Here is a 13,188-nt window from a genome sequence, read left to right as displayed (position 1 = left end):
GGGCGAATGGCCAGTCCCGGCAAGAAGGCGTTCGCGCTGCGGCTTGACCCGGTGCTTCACACCGCGCTGGAGCGCTGCGCCGCAGCCGATTTCCGTTCGGTCAACGCCCAGGTCGAGGTGCTGCTGCGCGAAGCGCTTGCCCGGCGCGGGATCAAGGTCGAGGCCAGCGAGCCGGCCCGGCGCGGCCGGCCACCGGCTCGGGAGGACGAAGCATGATGCACGAATCGACGAAAGACGGCGCCTGGTTCGCGCCCAAGCGCTTCGGCTACGGCGCGGGCCTGCCGATCGCATGGCAAGGCTGGGCGCTAATGCTGCTCTATGTGGCCTCGGTCGCCGGAATCGCGCTGCTCAACCGTGCCGGCACCACAGGCGCGCGCATGGCCGCCCTGGCTCTGTTCCTGCTCGTGACGGGACTGTTCGTCGTCATCGCGGCAAAGCGCACACGCGGCGGATGGAAGTGGCGCTCCGGCAAGCGCGACTGACCGTCCTGTTCCGGGACGCAGCAAAAGCCGTTAACACAGAGGCGCTTCCGCCGCGCTAGGCAGGGGCATGAACCGCCTCGTTCGACTCGCTCTCGCCTCCGGCGCCCTGCTGCTGACCACCCTTCCCGCCACCCTGTCTTTCGGGCAAGGCGCGCCGTACACCGTGGTCGAAACCGGACGCAGCTACACCCGCCTTCAGGATGCGGTGGACGCCATCGGCGAAGGCCGCGGAACCATTCGGTTCGCCTCCATGCGGTTTGCCGACTGCGCGGTGCAGGGTAAGGGCGACGTGACTTACCAGGCGCAGGTTCCCGGCCAGTCGGTGCTTGATGGGGTCGCCTGCGAGGACAAGGCCGCACTGGTCCTGCGCGGGCGCAACGCCCGGATAGAAGGCATGGTCTTTGCCAATATTCGCGTTTCGGACAAGAATGGCGCCGGCGTGCGCCTCGAACACGGCAACCTCTCGATAACGCAGGCCTGGTTCCGCGACAGCGAACAGGGCCTGCTGACCGGCGACGATCCGCAAGGCTCCATCGCGATCGACAAGTCGACCTTTTCGCGCCTCGGCACTTGCGAGGGGTCGGGCTGCGCGCACTCGATCTATGTCGGCAACTACGGCGCGCTGTCCGTCACCCGCAGCCGGTTCGAGGCAGGCACCGGCGGCCATTACCTCAAAAGCCGCGCCGCCCGCATCGAAGTGCTCGATTCCAGCTTCGACGATGCGGCCGGTCGCTCCACCAACTACATGATCGACCTGGCAGACGGTGCAACCGGGCGCGTCGTGGACAACTGGTTCGTCCAGGGGCGCGACAAGGAGAACTACTCCGCCTTCATCGCCGTCGCCGCCGAACACCGCAACCACACCTCGCAAGGGCTGGTCGTGGACGGCAACAACGCCCGCTTCGCACCCGGTATCGACCGCAAGAGCGCCTTCGTGGCCGACTGGTCGGGCGATGCGGTGAAACTGGGTGCCAACACGCTCGGCACCGGACTGGTCCGTTACGAGAAACGCTGAGCCCCTGCATCGCCCGGGCCGATGGATGCCGTGCCGCCGGCTTGTCACGCGCGCCGCGAACCCCTAGCTAAATCACATGCCCCTGGGCTTCGCCTCGTTCCCGCGCTTTCACTTCTGGGCGCTTCTCCTGCTGGCCGCGATCGGCCTTCAGGCCGGCGATCCGATTCGCGCACCCCTGGAACGCACGCAAGGATCGGCGTTCAGCGCGGCCACGCTTGATCTTGCGCTGACTTCCGGCCGCCGTGTCGAAGCAGGCCATGTACAGGCGGTCCCGATGCCGCCCGCGCCGCCAAGAGCCATCCGCGAGATTGCCGTCGTCCGGCTGACAACGCTGGTTCCGGCATCGCCCAGGCACCTGCAACCCGATGTGCGCGGCCCCCCGCCGCGCCACCACCCCGCACGGGTTCCCGACAGCACCGCACCGCCGCTGGCCTGATCCGCTCCTCGCCCGGCGCGCCCAGACGCGCGCCGCACACGAATGCAGATCAAGGGTCATACCATGTCACCAGAAATCAGCGACGCCGCGCGCGTTGAAGATCGAGAGCGCATCTCCGCGCTGCTATCCCGCTATCCGGCGCTGACCGAAGCGGAACTTCAGGAAATCGACATCTGGTTCAAGCGCAGGGCCAGTTCTCTGGACCTCGGCATTCTCGCCGGAACGCCGGAAATCTCACAGCAATACCAGGACTACCGCGCCCAGCATCAGGACCGCTTCAAGCCGAGCGACATCGGCAAGGCAGCCCTGTTCATAGGCGCGGTCGCAGCCGTGGTCGGATCGATCGTACTCATGATCCCCTGACGACGGTGCCGGGGCGCGGCATCCCCCTCACCCCTCGTTCGCGCCCCGGCCTTTTTTCGGATGCACCGCCGCATTGACGGTATGTTCGCCCGGATCGCACCCGGGCGGACGAATCAGAGGATATGCCCCGTGCGATCGCGCTTGGTTTCCAGGTAGCGCGCATTGTGCGGGTTGGCCGGCAATTGATGCGGAACCCGCTCGACCACGTCCACGCCGACACCCTCTAGCGCGGAGACCTTGGCGGGGTTGTTGGTCATCAGCCGGATCGACGATACGCCGAGCAGGTCCAGCATCCGCGCCGCCACGGGAAAATCGCGCGCCTCGGTCGGCAGGCCCAGCCGGTTGTTGGCATCTACGGTGTCATAACCGAGATCCTGCAGACGATAGGCCCGCAGTTTGTTGACGAGGCCGATCCCGCGCCCTTCCTGACGCAAATAGAGCAGCACGCCCCAGCCGCCGTTCTTCGCCTCATCGGCCATGGCGCGCAGGGCGGCATCGAGCTGAGGCCCGCAATCGCACTTGAGGCTGCCCAGGATATCGCCGGTCAGGCATTCCGAATGAAGCCGCACCAGTGGGGCGCGATCGCCGTCCTGCGTGCCGATCACAAGGGCCACATGCTCGCGAAGATCATCGAGCGCGCGGAAGGCAACGATCTCGGCCTCCTCGCACGCGGCAACCGGCAGGCGCGCACGCGAAGCGATCGCAAGCCGGTCGGTATCCTTCCATTCGGCCAGATCGGCCGGCGAAACGGGCTGCACCTCACCGCCCAGTTCGGGTGCGATCAGGAATGCGGGCAGGATGCCCGCAAGGCGTGCCAGCTCCATTGCGGCGCGGGCCATGTCCATGTCGCCGATGTGCTCGGCCGCGAACGGCCCCTTCATCGGATGGGCGAGGTCCAGCGCGGGATCGGCCACCGCGCGGGCGGTTTCCAGATCGAAAGGCTCGGCAGCACGAATCAGCACCGGTGCCTCGGGCACGGCGGCCTCGCGCTGGTTGGCCAGCTTGAGCGTCACCGCGCGGGCGGCCGAGATCAGCATCCGCGGCGCGGTTACCCCCGGCGCGAAGCCGGTTTCGGCCGGCAACAGGATGGCGCCCCCGCCTTGGCCGTCACCGATTCGAATCGCCCAGCCGTGACGCAGCGCATCGAGCGCCAGTGCGACACGGCGAGCCCCGGCCGAAGGTTGCGCCGCGCTCAGAGCGCGAACTCCGTAATAAGCGGGATGTGATCGCTGGGCTGCTCCCAGCGGCGGGTTTCCTCCACGAAGCTGTGTGCACGCGCCTGCTTCGCGAGATCGGGAGAGGCCCACATGTGGTCGAGCCGGCGCCCCTGGTCCTTCTGGCGCCAATAGCTGCGGTAGGACCACCAGGAATAGTTGCGTTCGGGCGCGGGAATGAACTCCCGGCCGAGATCGACCCAGCCGTGCGCATCCTTGAAACGGGTCAGCGTCTCAACCTCGACCGGCGTGTGACTGACGACCTTGAGCAGCGCCTTGTGATTGTAGACGTCCGATTCCAGCGGGGCGATGTTGAAATCGCCGACGATCAGGGTCGGCCGGTCGACCTTGTCGGCCCAGCGCGTCATCCGTTCGAGGAAGTCCAGCTTCTGACCGAACTTCAAATTCACCTCACGGTCGGCCACGTCGCCGCCTGCGGGGATGTAGACGTTTTCGAGGATCATCCCCTGCCCGGCGCCCTGAAGCTCCACGCCGACATGGCGGGCTTCACCATTGTCCTGCCAGTCATGCCGGCTGAACTCGGTGAAAGGCACGCGGCTGACGGTGGCGACACCATGGTAGCCCTTCTGCCCGTGGATCGCCCGGTGCGTGTAGCCGAGTCGCTCGAACATCTCGTGCGGAAAAAGCGGCTCGGCGACCTTGATCTCCTGAAGGCAAAGAACGTCGGGCGACTGTTCGGTCAGGAAACGCTCGACCTGGTCGATGCGAAGGCGGACAGAATTGATGTTCCAGGTGGCGATCTTCATGCCGCAGGCTTTAGGCATGCCCTTGGCGAATTTCCAGAGCCACGCCGCAAGAAAGCGGGCCCCCTGCCTTCGCGGGCAACATATGACCCAAATCACGAGCGCGTTTTTCTGGCCGATTTTTTCGTCCGGCGGGAGCGAGAATGCTGCCGATTGAGAACCGGAGCGGAGCGGCCTTGATGGCCGTGAGCACCGGAAGCGCAGAGCGGTAGCGTTCGCAGCCCCGCTGGGCGGAAAAAGCAGCCAGAAAAACAAAAACCCTCGGTCCGGGGGCAGAGGACCGAGGGTTCATGTAAGCGTTCGTCACGCTAAATCAGAGGGCCCTGTGGGAGGCGTGGGCAACAGGGGGGAAACCCGCCTCGAACCGCTCTGACCATTTCAATCTAGGCGCTGTTGGCTTGCTGCCAAGTGAACGGAATTCAGAAAAGTGTCGCATTCCGTCGCACGGAGCACTCAGCTCGCGACAAACCGTTGCGCTCTATCGACGGTTGCGGGGGCGCGGGTCGTTCCAACGGAAATCCGCATCGCCAACCGGCACGCCATAGCGCTGGTTCGAAAGCGAGATCGTGGTGCGCTTGTTCTGCGAATCGAGCGCGACCCAGTAGCTCAGCTCCAACCCACCCGGCGCCGAAGCCTTGCGGGTGAAGATCAGGGTGATGACGCCGTATTCCGGGTGCGAACGATCGCGGACCTCGATGCTGACGACATTGGGATTGCCGGTCTGCTTGACCGTGCCGTATTTCGTCATGTCGCGCCGGGGGTCGATGATCGGTCCCAGCGGAGTATTGCTGATCGGCCAGCGCTGTACCTGCTTCACCGAGTAGTCGATCATGGTCAGCGCCTTGCCGTCGCTGACGATCAGCAACTGGGCGCTCTTCTCGTATTGGAAGCGGATCTTGCCGGGACGCATCAGCGTCAACTGGCCGGTCAGGCTCTGGCCGTTGCGGTCAGTCTGGACGAAATCGGCCTTCATCGTCGAGATCGCGCGCAGCGCCTCGACGGCTTGGCTCAACTGCGCCGAATCATCGGATGGCGCGGCCAGTGCGGGCGTCGCCGGAAGGAGGGCAGGAACGGAAAGCGCGGCCAAACTGGCCGCGCCTACGCAAGAGCGAAAGATCTTGAAGGTGCGGTTCATGATGCTCCCATTGGGTTTGCAGGCTTGAACCGCCCCTGAATTGTAAGGTTCCGAAAAACCTTACTTGATCTTGGCTTCCTTGAACTCGACGTGCTTGCGCACGACGGGATCGTACTTGCGGAAGTTCATCTTCTCGGTCGTGTTGCGCGGGTTCTTCTTCGTGACGTAGAAGAAGCCGGTGTCGGCGGTCGAGACAAGACGGATCTTGACGGTTGCGGGCTTCGCCATGGCGGTTTCCTGTATCTCTCGTTTCAGCCGCCCTGGCCGGCCGGCATGTTCCGTTGAAAAATTTCAGGGCGGCAATCGAGCGCCGCCCCTCAAGGTTGCGGCCCATGCGATAGTGACAGCCCAAAGTCAAGCGGAAGAGGCCCGACTTACTCCGTGTCGAAAGGCGTGATCGGCTTCAGAACGCCGAATTTCTCATTGTAGGGCGAGTGATTCAGTTTCGGCATTTTGATCGTCTGCGGCTCGACCTTGGTATCGGGCAGCCGGTCCAGCAGGTCGCGTACCAGCGTGAGTCGACCGATTCGCTGGTCGTTGAAGTCCACCACCGTCCACGGCGCGTGCTTCTTGTGCGTGGCCTTGAGCATGACCTCGCGCGCCTTGGTATATTCTTCGTACTTCTCACGCGCCGCCACGTCGATCGGCGACAGCTTCCAGCGCTTGAGCGGATCGTCGAGCCGTTCGTGAAGGCGCTCCTCCTGCTTCTCCTGATCGCAGGAGAGCCAGTACTTGAACAGCAGGATACCGTCATCGACGAGCATCCGCTCGAACACGGGGGCCTGCTGGAGAAAGCGCTTCACTTCCGAGCCGGTGGCGAAACCCATGACTTTCTCCACGCCGGCACGGTTGTACCAGCTGCGGTCGAAGAGGACGATTTCGCCCCGCGTCGGCAAATGTTCGGCATAGCGCTGGAAGTACCACTGGCCCTGCTCCCGCTCGCCCGGTGCGGTGAGGGCGACGGTGCGGCACTGGCGCGGATTGAGCTGGCCGCCTACGGCCTTGATCGCCCCGCCCTTGCCCGCCGTATCGCGCCCCTCGAACAGGACCACGATGCGGGCGCCGGTGGAGGAAGCCCAGCGGGCCATCCCCACAAGCTCCTCCTGCATCGGCTCCAGCAGCTTTTCGTATTCCTTGCGGCCGAGCTTCCTGTGATCGTTCTCGGCCATGGTTCAAACCCCTGATCAGACCCGCGAAAGCAGGAAGAGCGCGAGTGCGCCGGCGACGATACGATACCAGGCGAACGGTGCAAAGCCCGAGCGGCTGACGAAGGCCATGAAGGCCTTGATGACGACCAGCGCCACCACGAACGAAACGGCGAAGCCGATGCCGATCTCGCCCCAGCCGACCGGGCCCGTGCCCGCCATGAGCTGTTCGCGCGCGCCCAGCAGTTCGAGCGTGGAGGCACCCATCATCGTGGGAACGGCAAGGAAGAAGCTGAATTCCGCCGCAGTACGGCGTTCGACGCCCATCGCCAGCGCGCCCATGATCGTCGCGCCGGAACGGCTGACACCCGGCACCATGGCAAGGCACTGCGCGATGCCCACGCCGATGCACTTCACCATCGGCAGCTCGGCAACGCCGGTGAGCGGACCGGGCTTTGCCACCTTCTCGATGGCGAGGATGGCGATGCCGCCCACGATCAGCGCCCAGGCGACGACCGAAGGCTCGCCCAGCAGGCCCTCGATATGGTCCTTGAGGATCAGGCCCAGCACCGCCGAGGGGATGAAGGCCAGCAACACGTTGCGCACGAAGCGGATCGATACCGGGTCAAGCCGCAGCAGACCCACGCCCACCGCCCAGAACGTGCGCCAGAACTGCACGATGACAGCCAGGATCGCGCCGAGCTGGATCACGATGTTGAAGGTTGCCCACTGCGAAGCGTCGTACCCGAACAGCTGCGTGGCAAGAATGAGGTGCCCGGTCGAAGAGACTGGCAGGAACTCGGTGAGGCCCTCGACAATGCCGAGGAGGATCGCGGTTAGGGTCAAGCTCATCGGCGAGAGGTCATGCCGCACACACCGGGCAAGTCAACCCGAAGCGTGCGGCATGAGGCATTTAGGCGATAAAAATCACCAGATACGCACGCGCTCGGCAGGCGGAAGATAGAGAGCATCCCCCGGCTTCACGTCGAACGCCTTGTACCATTCGTCGAAGTTACGGACGATGCCGTTGATGCGGTAATGCGCCGGCGAGTGCGGGTCGGTGATGAGCTGCTGGCGCACCGATTCCTCGCGGTACTTGCTGCGCCACACTTGCGCCCAGGCCATGAAGAAGCGCTGGTCGCCGGTCAGGCCGTCGATCACCGGGGCTTCCTTGCCGTTCAGCGAGAGCTTGTAGGCGCGGTAGGCGAGGCTGAGACGCCGAGATCGCCGATGTTCTCGCCCATGGTCAGCTTGCCGTTGACGCAGGTCTTGCCGTCGTCGAACGGGCAGAAGCTGTTGTACTGGGCTTCCAGCTTGTCCTGCAGCTTCTGGAAGTTGGCCTTGTCGGCCGGGGTCCACCAGTCGCGCAGGTTGCCGGTGCCGTCCGACTTGGCGCCCTGGTCGTCGAAGCCATGGCCCATCTCGTGGCCGATCACCGCGCCGATGCCGCCATAATTGACCGCGGGGTCCGCCGAAACGTTGAAGAACGGCGGCTGGAGGATGGCTGCGGGGAACACGATCTCGTTGTAGGGCGGGTTGTAGTAGGCGTTGACCGTCTCGGGCAGCATGAACCATTCGGTCTTGTCGACCGGCTGGCCGATGCGCTTCATCTGGTCGTCGTTCTCCCACGAACCCGCGGCAATGGCATTGCCGAGCGGATCGGTGGCCGAGAAGGTCAGGCCCTCGTATTCCTTGAACTTCGCAGCGCGCCGATCTTGGGAGTGAAGGCATTGAGCTTGGCTTCGGCTTCCTTGCGGGTTTCCGGGCCCATCCAGGCGAGGCTCTGCAGGTTCACCGCCATGGCCTTGCGCAAGTTCGAGACGAGGTCGGTCATCGCCGCCTGCGCTTCGGGCGGATAGTACTTCTCGGCGTAGATCTTGCCGACCAGTTCACCGGCCATGCCTTCGACTGCGGCGACGCCGCGCTTCCAGCGGGCGCGCTGCTCCGGCTGGCCGCTCATGGTCTTGCCGTAGAAGGCGAAGGTGGCGTCATCGATGTCGGTGGGAAGAACCGAGGCATGGCCGCGCAGGAAGTGCGCGGCAAGCCAGGCCTGCCATGTCGAGACCGGAACCTCGGAAACCAGCCGGGCGACTTCCGGCACACCACCGCCGAACAGCGTCTGCGCCTTGGCGGGATCGATGCGGGCGACCTTCAGTTCCTCGGCCGTGGGCGGCATCTGATCGACGAGGATATAGGCGGCCTTCCCGGCGCCCATCGTCTCGATGAAAGTACGCATCAGGCCGGGTGCGGCAAGGCCCTCGAACTCGGCGACGGAAAGCTTGTTGTAGGTCAGGTCCGGATCGCGGCTGGCTGCGCGGTCCCAGTCTGCCTGCGCCAGCCGGGTTTCCAGCGAGAGCACGGCCTTGGCGGCACTCGACGGGTCGGCATAACCGGCCTTGCCGAGGACGAAGGTCAGATACTCGACATACTTGGCGCGGATGTCCTGCGAACGCTTGTCGATCTTCAGGTAATAGTCACGGTCAGGCAGGCCGAGACCGCCGACGCCGACTTCGAAGGCATTCACATCGCTCTGCTTGGCATCGGCCGTCACATAAGCGCCGAGCGGCGAGGCGAAGCCCGGGGCCGCGAAGATCTTCATCAGGTCGTCGGGCGTCTTGGCCGCGAAGATGCGTTCGAGGTAAGGCTGCGCCGGAGCGAGCCCGGCCTTGTTGATCGCATCAACGTCCATGAAGGCCGCATAGGCCGCCTCGACGCGGGCAGCGTCAGTACCGGCGGCGGGCTTCGAGGCGATCAGGCCATCCATGATTCCGTGAACGCGCTGTTCCGAAAGGTCACGCAGGGCGGTGAACGACCCCCAGTTGGTGCGGTCGGCCGGGAGCACGACAGCGGCTTCCCACTTGCCGTTCACGAACTTGTCGAAGTCCGCGCCGGGCCTGGCGGTCTTTTCCTGCCACTGGGTCTGGATGCCGGACTTGCCCCAATCCATCTTGCCGGGATCGAACTGCATCGCATCGGAGGACGCGCCTGCCGACGCCGGCGCCGGAGCGTCGGCAAGAGCCGGAACAGCGGAAAAGCTCAATGCGGAAACGAGCGCTGTCGAAGCGAGCACCCGGCCGAGAATGCGGGTCATGGTCCCACCTTTCTGAATTGCAATGACACGAACGGTCTGGCGACGGACCGGAACGGCCCGTCGATAGCGGCGCAACATAATTGCCATATTCGGCAACGCCAGCCCTGAAATGTCGTTCGTCGTCGCAGGTCAGGCGTTCGTCGAACGCGCGAAGGCCGATGCGGTATCCATATCGAATTGCAGCGAAGCCAGCCGCGCATAGAGCCCGCCGGCCTGGCCAAGGCTTTCGTGCGTGCCCTGTTCCACGATCCGCCCTCCGTCCATCACGACGATGCGATCCGCCTTGCGCACGGTGGCGAGGCGGTGCGCAATGACGAGAGTCGTGCGGTTCTCCATCAGGTGTTCGAGAGCGTCCTGCACCAGCCGCTCGCTTTCGGCATCAAGCGCACTCGTGGCCTCGTCCAGCAGCAGGATCGGCGCGTCGCGCAGCAGCGCGCGGGCAATCGCCACGCGCTGACGCTGGCCGCCGGACAGGCGGGCGCCGTCCTCGCCAAGGAAAGTATCGAGCCCCTGCGGCAATTCGCGCAGGAAACGCTCGGCATTGGCGGCGCGCGCGGCGGCCCAGATGGCCTCGTCGTCCGCGTTCCAGTTGCCGTAGCGCAAGTTGTCGCGCGCGGAGGCGGCGAACAGTACACCCTCCTGCGGCACCAGTGCGATGCGCTGGCGGATCTCTCCGGGATCGGCGGAAGTCAGCGGGACGCCGTCGATCTTGATCGCCCCGCCCTGCGGATCGTAGAACCGCTCGGCGAGCTGGAACAGCGTGGACTTGCCGGCCCCCGAAGGGCCGACGATCGCCACCGTCTCGCCCGGTTCGATCGACAGGCTGAAATCGTGCAGCGCCGCCATTTCCGGGCGCGAAGGGTAGCGGAAGGTCACGCGCTCGAAGGCCAGCTTGCCGCGCGCCGGCAGAGGAAGCGCCTGCGGGCGGGCGGGAGCGGTGATCGCAGGCATCTCGCCCAGCAGTTCGGCAAGGCGGCTGGCCGCACCGGCGCCGCGCACGAGATCGCCGTAGACTTCGGTGAGCGAGCCGAAGGCGCCCGCCACGATGCCGGCCGTCACCACGAAAGCGGCGATCGTACCGCCCGTGATGGAACCTTCGGCAACGCCGATGGCACCGCGCCACATGATGACGGTGATGGAGCCGAAGATCAGGAACATGATAACCGCCGTCATCGCGGCGCGAATGGTGATGCGATGCTTTCCGGTCTCGAACGTGCGCTCCACTGCGCCGGCGAAGCGTTCCATCTCGCGGCCTTCCTGGTTGAAGGCCTGCACGACCCGCAGTGCACCGAAGACTTCGCTGGTGGTAGCGCCGATATCGGCCACGCGATCCTGGCTCGCCCGCGCCACGGTGCGCAGGCGGCGGCCGAAGGCGGCGATCGGCAGGATCACCACCGGGATGGCGACGACGAGCCCCAGCGTCAGGTGCGGCGCCAGCATGAAGAGGTAGATCACCCCGCCCACCGCCATGATGGCATTGCGCAGCGCGACAGAGACCGTGGTGCCGACGACCGTTTCGATGATCGCGGTGTCCGCCGTCATCCGGGACGCGATTTCCTTGGGACTGTTTTCCTCGAAGAAGCTGGGCGACAGCGTGAGCAGGTGCCTCTGCACACGCAGGCGAACGTCCGCCACCACACGCTCGCCAAGCCAGGAAACGCTGTAGAAACGCACCGCCGTGGCCACCGAAAGCACGATCACCACGCCCAGCAGCATGATGAACCACCAGCGGATTGCCGAAGGGTCGGCGCCCTGCGCAAAGCCCTGGTCGACGATCTGGCGGAACCCATAGGGAATCGCGAGGGTCGAAGTTGCCGTGGTCAGCAGCGCGAGCCCCGCAATCGCCATGCGGCCGGGATAGTGGAACAGTTCCCGCCAGACCATGCGCAGCGCCCCAAGGCTCCTTCGGCGCGGAGCCTTGGCATCGGTGGTGGCGTTCTCGTTCTCAGGCAATCCTGCCTGCCCCGCGTTGGCGTCCATGCGCGCGGCCTTATCCTGTCCATGGCTTCAGGAAAAGATATATGAAAAGCGCCTTTACGATCAGAGTGATCGGGCGGCTCGAATGCCGAAATCGGGTGCGCCGCATTGCGCCGGTAACGATTCGGCCCCAAATGGCGTTCATAACCTTTGCAGGACGGAAGGGTCGCTTCACCGTCCGGGAGACGCACCTTGCTCTATAATGCCTACGAATTGCAGCGCACGATGCTGAGCGGCGCCGCCGCATGGGCCTCGGTCGGCGCTGAACTGCTTGCCAACCCCGCCCTGCCGATGGGTTACTTCGGATTCGGCCCGGTGATGGCCTCCGCACTGGACGTCTTCGCCCATGCCGCCGCCCCGCGCGGCAAGCCCGCTTTCGACATCGAGGACGTGACCACCGGTGGCCAGACCTGGCCCGTCACCGAATCGATCGTGCTGCACCGCCCATTCGGGAACCTGCTGCGCTTCGATCATCCCGGCCTGCCCAAGGATGCGCCCAAGCTGCTGATCGTCGCCCCGATGAGCGGCCACTTCGCCACTCTCCTGCGCGGCACCGTGGCGCGGATGGTGGAAAGCTGCGAGGTCTACATCACCGACTGGGCCGACGCGAAGATGGTCCCCGCCGCCGCCGGTCACTTCGACCTTGACGATTATATCGATTACCTGATCGGTTTCCTCGAACATATCGGCCCCGGCACGCACATGCTCGCAGTTTGCCAGCCGTCGGTCCCGGCGTTCGCCGCCGCGGCGATCATGGGCAAGCAGGAGCATCCCTGCCGCCCGGCAACGCTCACCATGATGGGCGGCCCGGTCGACACCCGCGAGGCACCCACCAGCGTCAACGACGTCGCCATGGACCAGCCGCTTTCCTGGTTCGAGAACAACGTCATCGCCACCGTGCCGCTGGCCTATCCGGGTGCCGGCCGCAGGGTCTATCCCGGCTTCCTGCAACTGGCCGGCTTCATGGCGATGAATCTCGGCAGCCACATGATGAGCCACTACGGCATGTTCAAGCACCTCGTCGAAGGCGACGGCGAGGGTGCGGCGTCGACCAAGGCATTCTACGACGAGTATCGCTCGGTCTGCGACATGACCGCGGACTATTATCTCCAGACCATCGAGCACGTGTTCCAGAAGCATTCGCTGCCCAAGGGCGAATTCGTCCATCGCGGTGAGCGAATCGATCCCTCGGCCATCCGCGATACCGCGCTGCTGGCAGTCGAGGGGGAGCGGGACGACATCTCGGGCATTGGCCAGACCAGGGCAGCGCTCACGCTGGCGACGCATCTTTCCGAGAGCCGCAAGAAGTACCTGCTGGCCGAAAATGTCGGACATTACGGTATCTTCAACGGCAGCAAGTGGCGCACCCGGATCGCGCCGGTGCTGGAGGACTGGATCCACCAGCATTCCCGCAAGCCGCTCAAGGTCGTGGCCTGACGAATCGCTGGCAGGTGCCGGGCGGGTTCGCACGGCATCTGCCCACCCGGCGACTCGCCGCAATCGGCGAATCGTGGGAACGATACGATGGCCCGCCTTCGCGCCGGGAACTCTTCCTGTCGGAGTAAC

At 65.0% G+C, this 13,188-nt stretch carries 13 protein-coding genes and 1 pseudogene; 6 read left to right on the top strand and 8 right to left on the bottom strand.

The annotated features are described in order from the left end of the window. Positions 1 to 6: 6 nt before the first annotated feature. The 5 genes from ADT71_RS21005 (at position 7) to ADT71_RS20985 (ending at position 2,296) form a co-directional block, all read left to right on the top strand. Positions 7 to 216: a hypothetical protein gene (locus ADT71_RS21005; protein ID WP_054439966.1), complete on the top strand. Its 210-nt coding sequence runs from the start codon at positions 7 to 9 to the stop codon at positions 214 to 216. Continuing rightward, positions 213 to 482 (top strand): hypothetical protein, encoded by a 270-nt coding sequence (locus tag ADT71_RS21000; protein ID WP_054439963.1) that lies wholly within the window; start codon positions 213 to 215, stop codon positions 480 to 482. The genes ADT71_RS21005 and ADT71_RS21000 overlap by 4 nt, the downstream gene beginning before the upstream one ends. Positions 483 to 549: 67 nt before the next feature. After that, positions 550 to 1,497, top strand: coding sequence for a hypothetical protein (locus ADT71_RS20995; protein ID WP_054439961.1), 948 nt, complete (start codon positions 550 to 552; stop codon positions 1,495 to 1,497). A 76-nt stretch (positions 1,498 to 1,573) separates the two neighbouring features. Beyond that, the gene (locus tag ADT71_RS20990) at positions 1,574 to 1,933 is read left to right on the top strand and encodes a hypothetical protein (protein WP_054439959.1); all 360 of its coding nucleotides are present in this window, start codon (positions 1,574 to 1,576) and stop codon (positions 1,931 to 1,933) included. Between the two features lie 63 nt (positions 1,934 to 1,996). Beyond that, a complete protein-coding gene (locus tag ADT71_RS20985; RefSeq protein WP_054439957.1) occupies positions 1,997 to 2,296 on the top strand; it encodes a hypothetical protein in 300 nt (99 codons plus the stop codon). A 113-nt stretch (positions 2,297 to 2,409) separates the two neighbouring features. Here ADT71_RS20985 and ribA read toward each other — a convergent pair whose 3' ends face one another. The 8 genes and pseudogenes from ribA to ADT71_RS20945 form a co-directional block, all read right to left on the bottom strand. Next, entirely contained in the window at positions 2,410 to 3,540 is a 1,131-nt protein-coding gene (ribA, locus tag ADT71_RS20980) for a GTP cyclohydrolase II (RefSeq protein WP_082370482.1), read from the bottom strand. Further along, positions 3,489 to 4,277 (bottom strand): exodeoxyribonuclease III, encoded by a 789-nt coding sequence (xth, locus tag ADT71_RS20975; RefSeq protein ID WP_054439955.1) that lies wholly within the window; start codon positions 4,275 to 4,277, stop codon positions 3,489 to 3,491. The genes ribA and xth overlap by 52 nt, the downstream gene beginning before the upstream one ends. Positions 4,278 to 4,752: 475 nt before the next feature. Continuing rightward, the gene (locus tag ADT71_RS20970) at positions 4,753 to 5,409 is read right to left on the bottom strand and encodes an outer membrane lipoprotein carrier protein LolA (RefSeq protein ID WP_054439953.1); all 657 of its coding nucleotides are present in this window, start codon (positions 5,407 to 5,409) and stop codon (positions 4,753 to 4,755) included. Between the two features lie 60 nt (positions 5,410 to 5,469). Next, positions 5,470 to 5,637, bottom strand: a complete 168-nt coding sequence (rpmG, locus tag ADT71_RS20965; protein WP_039391223.1) for a 50S ribosomal protein L33 — start codon at positions 5,635 to 5,637, stop codon at positions 5,470 to 5,472. Positions 5,638 to 5,783: 146 nt separating this feature from the next. Further along, positions 5,784 to 6,578 carry a polyphosphate kinase 2 gene (gene ppk2 / locus ADT71_RS20960; RefSeq protein ID WP_054439951.1) on the bottom strand — a complete coding sequence of 265 codons (795 nt, stop codon included), beginning with the start codon at positions 6,576 to 6,578 and terminating at the stop codon, positions 5,784 to 5,786. A gap of 15 nt (positions 6,579 to 6,593) precedes the next feature. Beyond that, positions 6,594 to 7,406, bottom strand: a complete 813-nt coding sequence (locus tag ADT71_RS20955; RefSeq protein ID WP_054439948.1) for an undecaprenyl-diphosphate phosphatase — start codon at positions 7,404 to 7,406, stop codon at positions 6,594 to 6,596. Positions 7,407 to 7,481: 75 nt separating this feature from the next. Further along, positions 7,482 to 9,645: pseudogene (locus ADT71_RS20950) on the bottom strand (M13 family metallopeptidase). A 129-nt stretch (positions 9,646 to 9,774) separates the two neighbouring features. Beyond that, entirely contained in the window at positions 9,775 to 11,625 is a 1,851-nt protein-coding gene (locus ADT71_RS20945) for an ABC transporter transmembrane domain-containing protein (RefSeq protein WP_054439947.1), read from the bottom strand. Positions 11,626 to 11,814: 189 nt separating this feature from the next. On the opposite strand from ADT71_RS20945, the gene ADT71_RS20940 reads away from it, so the two are divergent. Beyond that, on the top strand, positions 11,815 to 13,059 hold the full coding sequence (locus ADT71_RS20940) for a polyhydroxyalkanoate depolymerase (RefSeq protein ID WP_054439945.1): 1,245 nt from the start codon (positions 11,815 to 11,817) through the stop codon (positions 13,057 to 13,059). Positions 13,060 to 13,188: the final 129 nt, after the last annotated feature.

Source organism: Novosphingobium sp. ST904, assembly GCF_001298105.1.
Classification (GTDB): domain Bacteria; phylum Pseudomonadota; class Alphaproteobacteria; order Sphingomonadales; family Sphingomonadaceae; genus Novosphingobium.
This window is presented reverse-complemented; position numbering and strand designations above follow the sequence as displayed.

Coding starts and splice junctions, on each gene's coding strand:
- ADT71_RS21005 (WP_054439966.1), top strand. CDS start 7: ATGGCCAGTCCCGGCAAGAAGGCGTTCGCGCTGCGGCTTGACCCGGTG.
- ADT71_RS21000 (WP_054439963.1), top strand. CDS start 213: ATGATGCACGAATCGACGAAAGACGGCGCCTGGTTCGCGCCCAAGCGC.
- ADT71_RS20995 (WP_054439961.1), top strand. CDS start 550: ATGAACCGCCTCGTTCGACTCGCTCTCGCCTCCGGCGCCCTGCTGCTG.
- ADT71_RS20990 (WP_054439959.1), top strand. CDS start 1,574: ATGCCCCTGGGCTTCGCCTCGTTCCCGCGCTTTCACTTCTGGGCGCTT.
- ADT71_RS20985 (WP_054439957.1), top strand. CDS start 1,997: ATGTCACCAGAAATCAGCGACGCCGCGCGCGTTGAAGATCGAGAGCGC.
- xth (WP_054439955.1), bottom strand. CDS start 4,277: ATGAAGATCGCCACCTGGAACATCAATTCTGTCCGCCTTCGCATCGAC.
- ADT71_RS20970 (WP_054439953.1), bottom strand. CDS start 5,409: ATGAACCGCACCTTCAAGATCTTTCGCTCTTGCGTAGGCGCGGCCAGT.
- rpmG (WP_039391223.1), bottom strand. CDS start 5,637: ATGGCGAAGCCCGCAACCGTCAAGATCCGTCTTGTCTCGACCGCCGAC.
- ppk2 (WP_054439951.1), bottom strand. CDS start 6,578: ATGGCCGAGAACGATCACAGGAAGCTCGGCCGCAAGGAATACGAAAAG.
- ADT71_RS20955 (WP_054439948.1), bottom strand. CDS start 7,406: ATGAGCTTGACCCTAACCGCGATCCTCCTCGGCATTGTCGAGGGCCTC.
- ADT71_RS20945 (WP_054439947.1), bottom strand. CDS start 11,625: ATGGACGCCAACGCGGGGCAGGCAGGATTGCCTGAGAACGAGAACGCC.